17 protein-coding genes are annotated in these 15,735 nt (G+C 38.2%); all 17 read right to left on the bottom strand.

Features of this window, described 5'->3' with window-relative positions:
* Positions 1-100: 100 nt before the first annotated feature.
* A complete protein-coding gene (locus C6H18_RS09040; RefSeq protein WP_104722770.1) occupies positions 101-646 on the bottom strand; it encodes an adenylyl-sulfate kinase in 546 nt (181 codons plus the stop codon).
* Positions 637-1,746: a DegT/DnrJ/EryC1/StrS family aminotransferase gene (locus C6H18_RS09045; protein WP_104722771.1), complete on the bottom strand. Its 1,110-nt coding sequence runs from the start codon at positions 1,744-1,746 to the stop codon at positions 637-639. The genes C6H18_RS09040 and C6H18_RS09045 overlap by 10 nt, the downstream gene beginning before the upstream one ends.
* The gene (locus C6H18_RS09050; RefSeq protein WP_104722772.1) at positions 1,737-2,396 is read right to left on the bottom strand and encodes a class I SAM-dependent methyltransferase; all 660 of its coding nucleotides are present in this window, start codon (positions 2,394-2,396) and stop codon (positions 1,737-1,739) included. The genes C6H18_RS09045 and C6H18_RS09050 overlap by 10 nt, the downstream gene beginning before the upstream one ends.
* Positions 2,396-2,815: an acyltransferase gene (locus tag C6H18_RS09055; protein WP_104722773.1), complete on the bottom strand. Its 420-nt coding sequence runs from the start codon at positions 2,813-2,815 to the stop codon at positions 2,396-2,398. Before C6H18_RS09055 ends, C6H18_RS09050 begins: the two co-directional genes overlap by 1 nt.
* Before the next feature lie 113 nt (positions 2,816-2,928).
* Positions 2,929-3,570, bottom strand: a complete 642-nt coding sequence (locus C6H18_RS09060; protein ID WP_233704124.1) for a formyltransferase family protein — start codon at positions 3,568-3,570, stop codon at positions 2,929-2,931.
* Positions 3,567-4,634 carry a Gfo/Idh/MocA family protein gene (locus tag C6H18_RS09065; RefSeq protein WP_104722774.1) on the bottom strand — a complete coding sequence of 356 codons (1,068 nt, stop codon included), beginning with the start codon at positions 4,632-4,634 and terminating at the stop codon, positions 3,567-3,569. Before C6H18_RS09065 ends, C6H18_RS09060 begins: the two co-directional genes overlap by 4 nt.
* The gene (locus C6H18_RS09070) at positions 4,628-5,707 is read right to left on the bottom strand and encodes a DUF354 domain-containing protein (RefSeq protein WP_104722775.1); all 1,080 of its coding nucleotides are present in this window, start codon (positions 5,705-5,707) and stop codon (positions 4,628-4,630) included. Before C6H18_RS09070 ends, C6H18_RS09065 begins: the two co-directional genes overlap by 7 nt.
* Positions 5,704-7,380 (bottom strand): asparagine synthase (glutamine-hydrolyzing), encoded by a 1,677-nt coding sequence (gene asnB, locus C6H18_RS09075; RefSeq protein ID WP_104722776.1) that lies wholly within the window; start codon positions 7,378-7,380, stop codon positions 5,704-5,706. Before asnB (C6H18_RS09075) ends, C6H18_RS09070 begins: the two co-directional genes overlap by 4 nt.
* The gene (locus tag C6H18_RS09080; RefSeq protein WP_104722777.1) at positions 7,373-7,636 is read right to left on the bottom strand and encodes a hypothetical protein; all 264 of its coding nucleotides are present in this window, start codon (positions 7,634-7,636) and stop codon (positions 7,373-7,375) included. The genes asnB (C6H18_RS09075) and C6H18_RS09080 overlap by 8 nt, the downstream gene beginning before the upstream one ends.
* Positions 7,626-8,807 (bottom strand): SGNH/GDSL hydrolase family protein, encoded by a 1,182-nt coding sequence (locus C6H18_RS09085; protein ID WP_104722778.1) that lies wholly within the window; start codon positions 8,805-8,807, stop codon positions 7,626-7,628. The genes C6H18_RS09080 and C6H18_RS09085 overlap by 11 nt, the downstream gene beginning before the upstream one ends.
* Before the next feature lies 1 nt (position 8,808).
* Positions 8,809-9,906, bottom strand: coding sequence for a DegT/DnrJ/EryC1/StrS family aminotransferase (locus tag C6H18_RS09090; protein WP_104722779.1), 1,098 nt, complete (start codon positions 9,904-9,906; stop codon positions 8,809-8,811).
* A complete protein-coding gene (locus C6H18_RS09095; protein ID WP_104722780.1) occupies positions 9,903-10,496 on the bottom strand; it encodes an acyltransferase in 594 nt (197 codons plus the stop codon). The genes C6H18_RS09090 and C6H18_RS09095 overlap by 4 nt, the downstream gene beginning before the upstream one ends.
* Positions 10,496-11,461: a Gfo/Idh/MocA family oxidoreductase gene (locus C6H18_RS09100; RefSeq protein ID WP_104722781.1), complete on the bottom strand. Its 966-nt coding sequence runs from the start codon at positions 11,459-11,461 to the stop codon at positions 10,496-10,498. Before C6H18_RS09100 ends, C6H18_RS09095 begins: the two co-directional genes overlap by 1 nt.
* On the bottom strand, positions 11,458-12,447 hold the full coding sequence (locus tag C6H18_RS09105; protein WP_104722782.1) for a methyltransferase domain-containing protein: 990 nt from the start codon (positions 12,445-12,447) through the stop codon (positions 11,458-11,460). The genes C6H18_RS09100 and C6H18_RS09105 overlap by 4 nt, the downstream gene beginning before the upstream one ends.
* 38 nt (positions 12,448-12,485) lie before the next feature.
* Complete coding sequence (locus C6H18_RS09110) at positions 12,486-13,511, bottom strand: glycosyltransferase family protein (RefSeq protein ID WP_158654902.1); 1,026 nt, start codon at positions 13,509-13,511, stop codon at positions 12,486-12,488.
* 44 nt (positions 13,512-13,555) lie between these two features.
* A complete protein-coding gene (gene asnB / locus C6H18_RS09115; RefSeq protein WP_104722784.1) occupies positions 13,556-15,325 on the bottom strand; it encodes an asparagine synthase (glutamine-hydrolyzing) in 1,770 nt (589 codons plus the stop codon).
* Positions 15,325-15,735: SPASM domain-containing protein (locus C6H18_RS09120; protein ID WP_233704125.1), on the bottom strand; the 411-nt coding region annotated here is incomplete at its 5' end. The genes C6H18_RS09120 and asnB (C6H18_RS09115), both read right to left, overlap by 1 nt.

The raw sequence follows: 15,735 nt of genomic DNA on the forward strand, positions 1-15,735 counted from the left end.
AAGGGGGTTGGGGTTGGTTGTGTTTCATCTGTTGTTTTATTTGGGGGTTGCTTTAGAGATTAGATATTAAAGAAAAGGAGAACCTTCAAAATAAAGATTCTTAAGATTTTGGAGCTATTGAGGAATTTATAGTAATAGTCTCTAAAATCTTTTGGATATTAGTTTTTAGAGACTCTTTTTTGGTGTTTTCCACTACCATATCCGCATTTGGCTTATCAAAGGGTATATCCACGCCTACAACATCTTTTATTTCACCCTTTAATGCCTTAGTATAAAGTCCTTTTTGATCCCTTTTAATGAGTTCCTCTAAATCACATTGGATATACACTTCCAAATAATTTTGGAGTGTGGCTCTATTATGCTTATAGATTTCATCAAATAAAGAAATGGTCGTAACCACCACTACTAGCCCCTGCTGACTTAAAAATTTTGCAAATTTTGAACGTTTCAAGGCTACTTCAATGCGCCCCTCTCTACTATAACCATAATCCCCTAACAAATCCCGCAATTCATCGCCATCTAAATATACGACATTTGGAATCTCTTGCTTGATTTGCTGGTATAAAGCCTTTCCAATAGTGCTTTTGCCACTCCCTGCTAAACCACAAAGCCAAAGCACAAGCCCATAACCCTCTTTTACCCACATAAAGCATCCTTTAGCACTTCCACCACTCTTTGGGCTTCCTCATTCTCTAAATGCTCCCCCATAGGCAAGGACAAAATCTCATCTTGCCACAAAGTCGCATTTTTGCACGCTGTCTCTCTCACAAAAGCCACCTTAGAATAAGCAGGGGTGTTGGGCAAAGAGAGGGGATAATGCAAACCATATTCAATGCCCTCCCTTTGCAATGCCTCCCTTAAAGCTTGTCGCTTTAAAGAGCGAATCACAAACAAATGCCACACACAAACACAAGATTCCTTAACCTCTGGCAAAGCAATGTTTGGAAGTCCCCTTAAGGCTTCTAAATACAGCCCTGCTATCTCTCTTCGCCTTGCATTCCAAGATTCTAAATACCTTAACTTCACCCGCAAAATCGCCGCTTGAATAGAATCAAGCCTAGAGTTTCTTCCTACTATATTATGTTCATACTTCTTTAATCCGCCGTGATGAGCTATCTCCCTACACCTACGCAAAAGCAAGGAATCCCTACTTACAATCATCCCTCCATCGCCAAAAGCCCCAAGATTCTTCCCCGGATAGAAGCTAAAAGCCCCAATATCTCCAAAAGTCCCAACCTTTTCTCCATTATAAGTAGCTCCGTGGCTTTGGGCGCAATCCTCGATAACCTTCAAACCATAGTTTTTAGCCAATTTTAAAATCTCATTCATTCTTGCACTTTGCCCATATAAATGCACAGCCACAATAGCGACACAAGCGGGAGTTATTTTAGATTCTAAATCACTAATATCCAAAGTATAATCTTGCCCACAATCGACAAATACGACTTTTAAGCCATTTCTAACAACTGCTTCAGCGGTTGCAACAAAGGTATTAGCTGGGATTAATACCTCCCCACCTTGTGGGAGGTTTAGGGATTGTATAGCAATCTCTAAAGCATCTGTGCCATTGCCTACCCCAAGCGTTCTAACCCCTCCTCCAAGAAAGGCTGAAAACTCTTCTTCAAACCTCAAAACCTCATCACCCCCTATAAAAGCACTATTTTCTATCACCCTAAAAATAGCAGAATCTATTTCTTCTTTGATACTTAGATATTGCTTCTTTAAATCCAAAAACTTTACAACCATAAAGCCCCCATAAAGCCAAAATCTTGGGATTTTTTATGTTTTTTTTGGGCTAAAATCTCCTGCCAAGCCTCTTTCATTCCTAAACTCCAAGCAATATCATCAAAAAGCATAACCCCATCTTTAGCCATAAAGGGCAAAATCGCTCGGAAATAATCCAAAGTCGCAACTTTATCGTGATGCCCATCAATAAAGGCAAAATCAATAGGCGAAATGTTTTCTAATAACTCTGGCAATACTTTATCAAACCTCCCTACTAAAACTTCAATATTTGCTAATCCAAATCCTTTATGCGTCTCTTTGGCAACCTTAGCAGTATTAGGACTCCCTTCAATGGTGTAAATTTTCGCCTTTGGGGCAAAAAAGCTCATATAAGCACTAGAAAATCCACAGCAAGTCCCAAGCTCTAAAATCCTCTTGGGCTTTAAAGTCTCAAAAATCCCAAAAATCTGCTGGGCTTTTTCTCTTTTAACCCCAATAGAGGCCAAAGAAGCAAGAGGAAGTTCCAAAGTAATGCCCTGTCGCATTTGCTCACTACTTCTATTTTCATTGGGACTCCCCGCTCCATAATCAATAACCTCTACCAAAGATTCAGATTTCTTTAGCTCCTCTCGCCTTTGCTCTACAATCTGTGAAATTTCTACAAAATCCATCAAGTCTCCCTTATAAGCCGCGCAGGATTCCCTGCATAAATGCCCTTTTTAGTAATATCTTTTGTAACCACACTTCCCGCACCAATAACCACATCATCGCAAATCTCCACAGGGAGAATTGTCGCATTAGAGCCAATGCTTACTCGATTGCCAATTTTTGTTTCTTTGTATTTGGTAAAATCCCCATTTGCGGGTTTGCCCTCACGAAACAAATCATTAATAAACATCACCCCGTGCCCTATAAAACAAGATTCTCCAATGCTAACTAACTCACACAAAAAACTATGGCTTTGGATTCTACTTCTTGCCCCTATTTTGACGCCTCTTTGAATCTCCACAAAAGGACCTACAAACACTTCATCTCCAAGATAACATTCATAGAGATTGCAAGGCTCTACAATTTGGACATTCTCTCCCATTCTAACTTCCCGAATCTGGCTTTTTATCTGCTGGTATGAAGTAAAATTTCCTTCCTTTGATGAGGCAGTAGGGGGGTTCAAATCCAGGCATTGCTGTCGCTCTAATAATTCTTTCAATTAAAGCCCCCCCCCCCGCAGGAGTGGAGATTTACTTCCTTTAGGGCATTAATCTCATTCCTTAGATGAAACTCCCTCTTAGTAGCATAAATTTCTTTTTGTGGCATTAGGCGATATTCCCCCTTAATCATTTGTTTTAAATGATTAGCAAAAAGCCTAAATCCATATTCACTAGCCAACTCTACTAACTCTTCTACAAAACAATCTTTAGGAATTAAAAATCTTTTCTCAAAAGCAATATCCCCGCTATCAATACCGCTATCTATCTTATGAATGCTTACGCCAAATTCTTTATCCTCATTTAAAATCGCAAAAGAAAATTGGTTACAACCTCTATATTCTGGCAGAGGTGCTAAGTGGAGATTTAAAGCAATCTCTTTTGCACACAAAATATGTTGCAACTGCAAAATTTGGTGATACTGCACACAAAAAAGTATATCAAAATCTAGTTTTAAAAGTTCGTCTAAATCCGCAATCATTGGAATCTTATGCTGCATACAAAAGGCTCTTACCCCCTCTCCTCTAGGGGAAGTCCCCACACTAAGGAGAGTGAAGTCTAGCTCTTTTTGTCTAGCAAATACTTCTGCTAGGCATTTTCTGCCAATCTCCTTTGCGCCTAAAAAAACTACTTTTTTCATTGCTTATGCCCTAATTTGCACCGCTGTGGCTGGAATCGCAAAAATACTTCTTTGCCTGTTTCAATGGATTCATAAATGGCGATAATAAGCTCCAAACTCTTTCTGCCCTCTAATCCATCGACCAAAGCCTTTTTATTGTTGTTAATACAATCAATCACATCCAAATAATACTCTTTATGCCCAAACCCATAAACATTAGGGGGATTGGTAGAATATTTCTCCATAACCTCTTTATCGCTCTTTAAGGCTTTAGTAAAATTCCAATGCTTAATTTCATTAACTGCAAATCCTCCAACCTCGACACTCCCAAGCTCTCCTAAAATCGAAATGCTCCCCTCTAAATCAAAAGGACGCGTTGCGGTTGTTGCCTCAATAATCCCTAAAGCACCGCTTTTAAACCTCAAAACCGCCACGCCCGTATCCTCAGTCTCTATATCGCTCAAAGCGGTTCTAGCCTTTGCAAACACACTCTCTACATCCCCCATCATCCATTCTAATAAATCGATATGATGACTTGCTTGATTGGTAAAAACTCCTCCATCCATAGCCCAAGTCCCACGCCAAGAATCTTGTTGATAATAAGCATTATCGCGACACCAACGCACCCTCACACTTCCCATAACAAGCTTCCCAAACCTCCCCTGCTCCAAAGCTTCTTTTAGCTTTTGTATAGGCAAATTAAAGCGATTTTGCTTCACCACAAAAAGCCGAATATTATTCCTATCGCAAGCCTCTATCATTCTATCTGCATCCTCCAAACTCAACGCTATTGGCTTCTCAACAATAATATGCTTTTTATACTCCGCAACCTCTAAAGTATTCTTAGCGTGCAATCCGCTAGGAGTAAGGATAGAGACAATATCAATTTGCCCCCCACACTCTCTCATCATTAAAGCCAAATCCTCAAAAAATGGCACTTGATACTTCTCTCCAAATGCTCTAGCTCTTTTAGCCTCCACATCACACACCGCTACAAGCTTTGCCCCGCCAATCTCTCCTTTGCTTAGTAATTCTGCGTGTCTTGCTGCGATTCTTCCACAACCCAAAAGTGCGACGCCTAGCATAAAATCTCCTTTTCAATCCTATGGATAATATGATTAAAATTACATTCTCCACGGACAAAATAACTTTTAGAATCCACTCTTTTGCCTATCATTTTTTTAGCAATTACTACAATTGCTTTGGCATCTTGACTCCAAAACATCAAATCATTGCTAAGGAGATATTGATCGTGAATAAGCCAAATAGAGCGGGTAGAAATCGTAGGAATCCCATAGCAAACCGCCTCTAAGTTCATAGTCCCCCCACCGCCAATAAACAAATCTAAGAAAGGATAAAACTCTTCTGGCTTTAGCTTCTCTTCTAAAATCGTGGCATAAGCTCCAAAATCCCGCATTAAAAGCTCTTTTTCATAGCGAGGCATAATCACGATATTAGCATCCAAAGATTGCTTTAGAAGTGGAATCACCTCATAAATCGTAGGGATTTGCTCTTTGACATAATGGGCTTTATACTCTTCTTCTCTTACTAAAATCGTGGGCTTAGAGGTATCTAATCCATAGCGGATTCTAAAGTCATTTTTAGAATCTTTTTTAATCGCATTTATCCATAACGCCACATCAATAAAGGGATAAGATTCAATTTGGTTTTCATCTAGGGCAAACCGCAACATTAACTCTTTTGGGAAAATAAAGGGATAGAAAAATAAACGTGAAAAAGGCAAGGTAAGCCTAGCAACAGCGGTTAGCTCTGTGGGGCAGCTATCATCTCCCGCCCTCGTGAAAGCTGGAGTATCATAGATATTAACCACCGGTATCCCTATCCCATAAGCCACTTGCACACTATCAACCACCGCCCCACAGATTAGAACCTTTGGCACTCCCCTATTTCGGAAAAGATCTAAAATCTCCTTTTGGCGAAAAATCCTTGCTTCAAATTTCTCTAGCAAAGTAGCCCCTCCATACTCACCAAGCACGATATGGGGAATGTTATGAAGTTCTAAGATTTGCTTTGCCTCTGTGTAATTTGGTGCATACCTTGTAGTTACCAAAACCTCATAACCTCTTTTCTCTAAAGATTCAATCATTCCGATAAAAAACATCGCATATTTTGGTGTTGCTATATCAATCCATATCATCTACCACTCCTTAAAGCTTCAAAAATTGCCACCCTTACATCAAAAAGCGATTGATAGGCAAATCCTAAAATATCCATAAATTTTTTCTCTGGCACACCAAAGCCTATCTTATCCTTCCTCCAAGCCAGACTTTTACTCCCTAGAGATTCTAAGAGAAGCCTTAAGAGATATTTGCTAAAGCCTTTTTGAAACTTCAAAGAATCTTGCAAAGAAAAAGCAAATTCCACCACCCTAAAATCCGTAAAAGGTGTGCGATTCTCCACACTATGAGCCATCGCATTCCTATCCTCATAACGCAATAAATGGGGCAGATTAAACACAAAAGTATCGGCTAATAAACCTTGATTAAAATCTGGCAAAAACCGCTCTAACAAAGTCTCTAAAGGGGGGATTGGTAAATCTAGCCTTTGTAATTTTTTGATATTTTGTTTATTGTCCTCTCTAAAAAGCTTCATCTTTAAAGTATCCCTTAAAGCACATTTTAATCCAAAATTATACTCCCTAAATGCTTCATTCCCATAAATTCTAATACGATTTTCAAACTCTTTAGGGGAATGATAGAGAAAACGACCTATGTGATGATAATACCCTCCAAATAACTCATCAGCCCCCTGCCCTCCTAAAGCCACCTTACAAGAATCTGCAATCACCCTAAAAAGCAAGAATTGCGGATAAAGAGAAAAACTCCTAAAAATCTCATCTTGGGTATAAACTAAAGCTTTAAAATCCCTTTTTATCTCCTCTATGTCTGGGGTGATTAAGCTAATTTCTTGGTTTAAATCCCTTTGTAATTGCCTAATAAATCTACTCTCATCTCCCTCCAAGCCCTTAAAACTCACTCCAAAAAGCCTAACATCCCCCCCTAATTTCACCGCCAAATGCGCCAAAAGAGAGCTATCAATCCCTCCAGAAACCAATAAGGCAAGAGGCACATCAGCCCTTAAGCGAATCTTTAGAGCATTAAGCAAAAGGGATTGTAGTTCCTCCAAAGATTCACTTAAAGCATATTTGGCAGGTTTTATTTCAAGATTCCAATATTTTTTTATCTGCAATTTCCCTTCCTTAAAGATTCCATAATGAGCCGCAGGGAAGCTATAAATGCCCTCATAAATACTTTTGTTTAAATCCCCATTACCAAATAAAAGCCACTTAGAGACTTCCTCTAAATTTAGGGGATAATCTTTAAGCTTTAAAAAGGCTTTAATCTCTGAGGCAAAAAGAATCTTGTCTTTTTCTAAAGCATAAAACAAAGGCTTATTACCCAATCTATCACGCGCTAAAAAAAGACTTTTATCCCTCTTATCATAAATCACAAAGGCAAAATCACCATTGAATTTTTGCAGACATCTCTCCCCTAAGTGGGCGAAGCTATGCAATAAAACTTCGGTATCACTCTGTGTTACAAAAGGGATTCCTTGCTTTTTTAGCTCCTCTTTAATCTCTAAGTAATTATAAATCTCTCCATTAAACACAAGCACCAAATGCGGACAAAAGGGAGAGGTGAAAGGTTGGTTAGAGGCAGTCTTTAAATCAAGTATTTTTAGGCGATTATGGGCTAGGGCAATGTATGAATCCTCATAATCTCCGCTAAAATCAGGACCTCTATGAATCATAGTTCCCGATGCCCTTTTAATCTCCGCTAAAGGATAATTCCCTCCACAAATACTACACACCCTCTATCATTCCCCTCTTTTTTAAAGTCTCTAAAACCTCTTTAGCAATTATTGCATTACCTCTTGCGTTGCAATGAATCCAATGATTGGTAAAAAGCGATTCTTTATTCTGTGCGATGGCTTCGTTTAAATCAATAACATAATCTAGCTCTTGCGTCTCTTGTTTAAATTGTTGGATAATATCGGGTATTTTTGGAATCAAAATATTTTGAAAAGCCGTTGCGTGATTTAAAATCTCTATTTCCTTATGCCGCATAGCTTTTTCTTCTTCGCTCCATTCTAACTTGCAAGGCAATAGGGGTTGGATAAAGGCAAGAAATCCCCCCCCCCCCCGCACTAACAATAGCCCTAAACTGCTCTAATCGCATTTTAATGGCTGCATTAATATCAGAGAATGTAATATTATTATTAACCGCTTGAGGATTATTCCCCATTTCAGAAAACAATGGCATCTCACTTTGAATGGTTTTTTTATAATCTCCCTCTGCCCACCAAGGACCATAGAGGATTTTATGTTTTTTAACCAAAATATCACAGCTAATTAAGCCTGTGCGAAAGTCTGTTCCCAAAAAAAAGCTTAAGACAAGCTCGGGCTTTAGCTCAAAGCATAAGGCATTATAAAGCATAAGTTGTTCATAAATCGTATAGCCTGTAACGCCAAAATTTAAAACGATATAAGAATCCCCCACTTCTTTTTGTAAAAAAGCGGTAATGCTCTCTTTATAAGGCAGATATTCCACCCTTAAAGCACTATTCCCAAAACAAGCGATAAGCTTTATATGCTTAGGGCGGTGAATAAGAGCGTCAAAATCTATTTTTTTGACAAAATAAAAATCCTTATCCTCTCTTTTATACATCGAAATCCCGACACTAAATCCCGGATAAGCAATATGATCTAACCTGCTCTTAACAAAAGTGCTTAGATAAATCTTAGAAAATATAGTTTGATTGGGTATTGCCTCATCAACTTCCTCCCTCCACTTCCATAAACTCTCAGAACTAATAGCCTTTTTTTGAAAATAAGCTTCTTGCATTGTTTGTAATTTTTGGTGAAAATCTGGCATATCTTGGCTTTCTCCTAGCCATTCTTGCAAAACTTCTTGGGCATTAGAAAAATATTCTTTGACCAAAAAGCTCATTTGGGGCTTATAAACATAAGTGTGGATAAATTTTATTTTCTCTTTTGGGATATTTTGCCCTAGTAGTTTTTCTAAGATTCTATGGCGAACTTCCTCTTGCACACAGCAGATAAAATAAATATCAAAAGCAAAAGAGGGAATGGCTTGAAAATCCATAAAAACATCATTTTTGGTAAAAGATAGATTTAAACTATCATCGACCACCTTACATTCAAAGCCTAATTTTAAGCATAATTCAAGCATACTCTGCCCACTCCAACCAAATCCATAAATCAAAACCTTTTGCATTTTAAATCCTTTGATTAATATTTTGCGCTATCCATTGCACCTGCTCTTCTGTAAGATAAGGATTCATCGGTAAGCTTAACACTTCCTCACTCGCCCTCTCACAAGCTACAAAATCGCCCTTTTGATACCCAAGCTCTTTAAAGCATTCTTGCAAATGCAACCCCAAAGGATAATGAATAGCACTTGGAATCCCTAGACTTTGAAGCTCTAAGAGAAGTTTTGCTCTATTTTTAACCCTAATAGTGTATTGGGCAAAAGTAGAAGTTCTATCTTGCAAAACCTTTGGCAATACCAAAGAATCTTGCTTTAAATATTTTGCGTATTGCAAGGCTACAAAATTGCGTTTTTGGATTACTTCTTTAAAGTCTCTTAACTTCACACGCAAAATCGCCGCTTGGAGTGTATCAAGCCTTCCTCCTATGCCAATATACTCGTGGATATAACGTTCTTTTTGCCCGTGTATCCTTAAACTCGCTATTTTAGAAGCTAAGGCTTTATCCTTTGTAAAAACCGCTCCTCCATCTCCATAACACCCTAAAGGTTTAGCAGGAAAGAAGCTTGTCGTAGCAATATCCCCATATAACGAATCTTTTTTGCCTAAAAACTCCGCACCAAAGCTTTGAGCACCATCGATAACCAAAAAGATTCCATTTTTTCTAGCGATTTGCTCTAAAGTTTGCAAATTTGGAGGTTGCCCATAGAGACTAACGGCTAAAATGGCTTTTGTCTTAGGGGTAATTTTACTCTGAATAAGACAAGTATCAAGGTTATAATCCTCTAAAGTAATATCCACAAAAACAGGCTTTGCACCAAGGAGCGCAATCATTTCAGCAGTAGCGATAAAGGAAAAAGGAGTCGTAATCACCTCATCTCCTTGCTTTATCCCTAAAGCCAACAAAGCTAGTAACAAAGCATCGCTTCCACTTCCACAAGTGATAGCATAGCCTCCGCCAATAAACTCTACTAACTCCTCCTCAAGTTTGCTTATCTCCTCACCCATAATATAATTTGCGCTTCTTGCAATGCTTAACATCGCTGATTCTATTTCTTTTTGATACTCTTTATGTGCATAAGCAAGATTGGCAAAATCAATCTTCATTGACAACCTCCAACACATATAACCTCCAGCACATCCCCACAAAGCCTATATCGGGTATCATCAAAGCTATCTTTGGCAAATCCTAAAGAATCAAATACAAGCCTCACTCCCCCCTTATCAACCCAGCCAATTTGCCTTGCAGGATTGCCAACTACTAAAGCAAAATCTGCCACATCTTTTATAACCACACTACCAGCACCTACTAATGCATATCTGCCGATACTCACCCCGCACACAATAGTAGCATTAGCCCCGATAGAACAACCCTTTTTTAGCAATGTTTTTTGAAACTCTCCTCTCCGATTAATAAAAGCACGAGGATTCAAAACATTTGTAAAAACCACAGAAGGACCCAAAAACACATCATCTTCACATTCCACACCCTCATAAATGCTTACATTATTTTGCACTTTGCAATGATTCCCCATTTTTATATTAGGACCCACGACACAATTTTGTCCAAAGGAGCAATGAGAGCCAATAACACTTCCAGAGAGTATATGGCTAAAATGCCAAATCTTACAACCCTCCCCCAAGGATACCTCCTCATCGACAATAGAGCTTGGGTGAATAAAACTTGTTGTCTCCATCAATATCCTCTTGTTAAAACTTTTTGGCAAAAAGGGTGATATTCTCCTTTTAAGCCTATAACTTCCGCATTTCTAATTTTATGCACCAACTCTATGGAATCTTTAGCATTTCTTAATTCAAACCCATTACCCCTCAAAACTTCTTCATAGCTTTGCGTATGCAAATCTGTAAAGCCCTCGCTAAATTCTATTTCTTTACCATCTATGCAAATAGCTCTAAAAGTGCGTTGGTTTTTTTCTAAGGTTTCTTTTGGGAGATTAGAGCAATCTACCGATAAAAACCAACGAACTCTCGCGTTTTTTAGCTCTAAAATCCCTCCAGCACTACTAGCATTTAAGAGATTTACCTTATTTTCTTTCACTTCACCAAAAATCCACAACAACATATCAAAAAAATGAATCCCGATATTGGTAGCAATCCCTCCGCTCTTAGCAATATCTCCTTTCCAAGAGATAAAATACCACTTCCCCCTAGAGGTAATATAAGTCAAATCCACCTCAAAAATTTTATTAGGCTGCTTTTGCAAAAGATTAGTAATTTCATTTTTCAAAGCAATAATACTTGGGTGCAATCTTAGCTGCAAAATATTATAAACCTTTCTACCCGTCTCTTTTTCTATGGTTTCTAGGGCATCAATATTCCAAGGATTTAAAACCAAAGGCTTCTCACAAATAACATTTGCCCCACTTCTAAGCCCAAAGCGAATATGGCTATCGTGTAGATAGTTAGGAGAGCAGATAGAAAGATAATCTAGCCCCTTACCACCTCTGCGCAACTTATCAATATGCCTATCAAATCGCTCAAACTCTATAAAAAAATCCGCATTAGGAAAATAGCTATCCATAATCCCCACGCAATCATTAGGATCAAAGGCGCAAACAAGCTCATTTCCAGTCTCTTTTATAGCCCTTAAATGCCGTGGTGCGATATATCCTGCAACGCCAACGATTCCAAAACTCCTCATCGTTTTACCCCTCTTCCTTCCCAGCCATTATAGCCCTTCTTAACCCAGACATTTTCTAAGCCACCCTCTTGCAAATAATCATAAAAAGTTTGCATTAAAATGGGTTTGTCATATTTAGGGGCTAACATATCAAAAAAGTCCAAATACGCCCATTCTTTAAGTTTCTCTTCGCTTAATCCTACACTACTATAATCAGGGATTAAAAGCCTCCAATTAATCCTATTGGCTCTTTTAGGAGAGAAAAACTTGCGATTAAATTTAAAAACTGACCACATAAAATTAATATATCTTTTTCCAAAATCATAAAGCGTTTTATGCGGGATTCTTGTCGTAATAGGACGCACCCAATATTTGGTATTAAAAGGAGTGTTGGCATTAAAGGGATAATGATCGCAAACTAGCTCTCCCCTAAGCCTTAAAACCTCTACCAAAGCCTTAATCGCCCCTTTGGCACTTGGCGTATGCTGCAACACCCCAAAGCAAAAGCATTTATCGATAATCCCCTCTTTAAGAGGAAGTTCATAGATATTAGCTTGTAAAAAAAGCAAATTTTTACTCAAAGGATTCCCCAAAAGGGCAGCATCAACGGCATTAGAATAATCAAAACTAATCAATAATCCCCCCCCCCCCGCTACTTGTAGAGCATAAGGCGTAAATCTCCCGCAACCACAACCTGCCTCTAAGAGAATGCCACCACCATTAGGATTCCATTTTGTCTCTTCATAGAATCTTTTTTTACTCGCCTCTACACCACTCTGGCTATCAAACTGCGTTTTTTTATGTATATTCCACTCAAAGCCAAAGCTATCCGCATAATTATTTTTCTCCACAAATCGGGGAATAAAATTTACAATAGGGTATTCTTTGGCGCAATCACAGCTTAACAAACCCTCTTTAATAAATTCTCCCTCATAAACCTCTTTTTGAAGTTTTAAATCCCCCTTACAAGCAGGGCAAACTAAATATTCCAAATGCTCTTTAACCATTTCACTTCTCTTTAAAAAATAAATCAAATATTACCATATTAAGCGACATTAAAGTATTCTTTAAGAGTAGAAAGATAATGCTTTTTTTGCAAACTCCTATCAAGCATTGAAAAATAATGAAAGTTTAAAGAATGATTTTGCACATAAGTAAAGGCTTCTTTCATTTCTTTTATATCCTCAAGCAAATAGGCGTTTTCTTTATGCTTTAAAAGCATAGAATGATTGGGTAATCTATTGGCAATAATCCACTTCTTAGCACAGAGGGCTTCCATAAGCGATTGAGAGATTCCATCGCTTATGCTATAAGAAATCACACCATCTATGGCAAAAAGGTATTCGTGCATTTGGCTATGGGGAATGCTATGGGCAAAGACATTAGGGGTAAAGGAAGTGGAAACTTCTTTAAAGTATCCCAAATCTTGATGAAAATTTGAGAGTAATAAAGCAACATTGCTTTGCCCGCCAAAATATTTTACAAAAGATTCTACAATCTCCCTCTGGCGATAAAAGGGCTTAAAAGCCCGAATAGAAAAAAATACAAAATCAAAACTTCTGCCAAAAAGTTTTTGTTGCAAAACTTTTTTAGAATCCTCTGTTATGCTCTGATAAAACCTCTCCTCCACCCCCCAAGAGAGAATTATAATTTTATCCTTTAGCTTACTATTATGCCCTTGCAACATCTCTTGTAAGAAGCTAGATTTCACAGAAATAAGCCTAGCCGTCTTTAAAAGCCTATTGGTAAAAAACTTCTTTTTGCCTGTATAATCTTGTTTGGTATCAATATCCCCTCCCATTGTATGCACGATTACCCGCCTCCCCCAAAGACTTAAGGGGATATTCTGATAAAGCCTACTAGCCCAATGCACGACAATAAGTTTTGGGTTTAGGGTAATGAGGAGATAAAAAGTATAAAAGAAGCTATAAAGATAACGCAGTTTTATAGCATTGATTTTAGGATGCTCTAAGATAGTAAAATTCGCATAAGATGCTAAGATTTCTGGGCTAAGGGGTTGGTTATTGGCATTATGCAAAATGTATTTTTTATAGGGCAAATCCTCTAACATCTTAATCCTTCCTTCCATTAAAGGGCTTGTAAGATCTGCTAAGATTAGGATAGATTTTCTAGCCATAGATTAAGCACCACTAAATAAAAGGCGATATTCCCAACCCTTGCTTGGGAGGAAAAAAGCAAATCAAGCATAAACTTATCAGCACCTTTGTCTAAGATTCCATAACGACTTAAAGCACTCTTAGCACTTAACGCCTCTCTCAAAAGCCAAAGCCACTCCCCTTTCATCCAATCATCAATGGGGGCGTTAAACCCGTGCTTTTGCCTCTTTAGAATCTCTTGAGGCAAAATCTCTTTAAAGGCTTCTTTTAAAAGCCACTTTTCACCCTCTAAAAGCAGGGTTTCATAATCCAAACTCTGTGTAAAGGCAAAAATAGCCGGAGAGACAAAACAAGCCCTCCCCTCCACACTCTCACTCATACACATCCTATCAAGCTTCACCATCATTTCATAGGGCAGATAAAACTCCCTATCAAAAGCAATAAATGCTAATGGCTTAGAATCCAAAGCCGGAAAATACCCTAAAGAGCTTCGCACATTGGCAAAAAAATCTTGAGAAAATATAACTTTCTTTTCTTTTTCAAAAGCATAATAATGCCAACCTTTGGGCTTTTGTAGAGTAATGGCTTGAGGATTATTAAAACGCAATTTTGGATACCAAGCATAACCGCCGAAGTTTTCATCCGCTCCATCCCCGCTTAAAAGAACCTTTACTCCAAGTTCTCTAGCCCTCCTTGCTAAGAGTTTAATCCCAATCCCAGAAATAGCACCAAAGGGCTGATCCACACTGCTAACAAAAGAATCTAACTCCGCTTGAAAAGTCTTAGCACTCACTGCTAATTCATAATGCTTGGAATGAATGCTCTTAGCCACCAAAGTCGAAAACTCTGATTCATTGACTTGCGCACTATAAGGATCTCTACCGCTCTCAAAAGAGATACTAAAGGTATGAAAATCACTCTTAAGACACTCTTTTGCCACACAAGCCACAATAGAGCTATCAAGTCCCCCGCTTAAAAAAGCCCCGATTTTCACATCTCCTAGCAGTCTATCACTCACACTTTTATAAACTAACTCTTGCGTTTTAGCGATAAGTCCTTGCCTATCTAACAATCCTTTTGGTGTATTTTGATACAAAGAATCTTTGCAAAAATCCCTTATTTGCACCTCCAAACTCTTACAATCAAAAACCAAAAAACTTCCCTTTGGCACACTTTTAATCTCTTGATAAATGCTTTGAGGCTCTGGGATAAACCCAAAGGTAAGAAAGTCCCAAATGGCTTGAGGGTTTAAAGTAAAGTTTAAAGCAGGGTTTAAAACCCTTTTCAAAGGCGAGATAAGAGAACAAAACGCAAATATTTCATCATTATGAAAATAATAAAGAGGCTTCTCTCCCCCCCTATCACGAGCTAAGATAATCCTATGAAGCCTTTTGTCATAAACTGCCACCCCAAACATCCCATCAAGATACCCAAAGCAATCCAAGCCATACTTTTGATACATAAAGGGCAAAATCTCCCCATCGCAATGGCTAAAAAACTCTATCTCATCGGCTTCTAACTCTTTTTTTAAGGTTTTATAATTATAAATCTCTCCATTAAAAAAAACAACGACACTGCCATCTTGGCTGATAAAGGGCTGATTGCCATTGCCTAAATCATTAATGCTTAGGCGATTACTCCCTGCATAAAACCCCCTATCTGCATAGCTAAAACACCCATTTGGACCTCTAAAGTCCATATCCTCTAGCATTTTGCAAACAGGCAAAGAAAAGTCTTTTGAGGCATATACTCCACAAATTGAACACATTAATACCTTTCGCTTATGTTAATCTCTAATGCTTCGCCATCTTCTTTAAAAAATGTCCGATATTTCTCCCCGCAATTCGCACAGAGCTTAAAAGTAGTGAAATTATTCTCCAAACTCTCCTTCCTTAAAACTTTCGCCCTAAGAGAGTTCCAAACCTCTTGGGGTGTGTTTTCTATCACATTCCCAATAGAGATTTTATTATTATAAAACGCACTATCTTGCATAATGCAACACACATAGGTCTCCCCATAACAATCCATTTGCATTCCAAGCCAAGGGAGAGAGCAAATCTCTGCATATTGTTGATTATAAGAAACAATGCTTTGTTTTTTATTGGTATCAACCCCCTCTGTATCAAAAACCACCATATGCGTAAAATAAATATTAGTAATCACATCCCTGCAATCACT

It is taken from the genome of Helicobacter mesocricetorum (genome assembly GCF_900198605.1).
In the GTDB taxonomy this organism is placed as follows: Bacteria; Campylobacterota; Campylobacteria; order Campylobacterales; family Helicobacteraceae; genus Helicobacter_D; species Helicobacter_D mesocricetorum.

Bases quoted from the DNA above. Each gene is read 5' to 3' on its own strand.
- C6H18_RS09040 (WP_104722770.1), bottom strand. From the start codon at position 646: ATGTGGGTAAAAGAGGGTTATGGGCTTGTGCTTTGGCTTTGTGGTTTA.
- C6H18_RS09045 (WP_104722771.1), bottom strand. From the start codon at position 1,746: ATGGTTGTAAAGTTTTTGGATTTAAAGAAGCAATATCTAAGTATCAAA.
- C6H18_RS09050 (WP_104722772.1), bottom strand. From the start codon at position 2,396: ATGGATTTTGTAGAAATTTCACAGATTGTAGAGCAAAGGCGAGAGGAG.
- C6H18_RS09055 (WP_104722773.1), bottom strand. From the start codon at position 2,815: ATGGGAGAGAATGTCCAAATTGTAGAGCCTTGCAATCTCTATGAATGT.
- C6H18_RS09060 (WP_233704124.1), bottom strand. From the start codon at position 3,570: ATGAAAAAAGTAGTTTTTTTAGGCGCAAAGGAGATTGGCAGAAAATGC.
- C6H18_RS09065 (WP_104722774.1), bottom strand. From the start codon at position 4,634: ATGCTAGGCGTCGCACTTTTGGGTTGTGGAAGAATCGCAGCAAGACAC.
- C6H18_RS09070 (WP_104722775.1), bottom strand. From the start codon at position 5,707: ATGATATGGATTGATATAGCAACACCAAAATATGCGATGTTTTTTATC.
- C6H18_RS09080 (WP_104722777.1), bottom strand. From the start codon at position 7,636: ATGCGGCATAAGGAAATAGAGATTTTAAATCACGCAACGGCTTTTCAA.
- C6H18_RS09085 (WP_104722778.1), bottom strand. From the start codon at position 8,807: ATGCAAAAGGTTTTGATTTATGGATTTGGTTGGAGTGGGCAGAGTATG.
- C6H18_RS09090 (WP_104722779.1), bottom strand. From the start codon at position 9,906: ATGAAGATTGATTTTGCCAATCTTGCTTATGCACATAAAGAGTATCAA.
- C6H18_RS09095 (WP_104722780.1), bottom strand. From the start codon at position 10,496: ATGGAGACAACAAGTTTTATTCACCCAAGCTCTATTGTCGATGAGGAG.
- C6H18_RS09100 (WP_104722781.1), bottom strand. From the start codon at position 11,461: ATGAGGAGTTTTGGAATCGTTGGCGTTGCAGGATATATCGCACCACGG.
- C6H18_RS09105 (WP_104722782.1), bottom strand. From the start codon at position 12,447: ATGGTTAAAGAGCATTTGGAATATTTAGTTTGCCCTGCTTGTAAGGGG.
- C6H18_RS09110 (WP_158654902.1), bottom strand. From the start codon at position 13,511: ATGTTAGAGGATTTGCCCTATAAAAAATACATTTTGCATAATGCCAAT.
- asnB (WP_104722784.1), bottom strand. From the start codon at position 15,325: ATGTGTTCAATTTGTGGAGTATATGCCTCAAAAGACTTTTCTTTGCCT.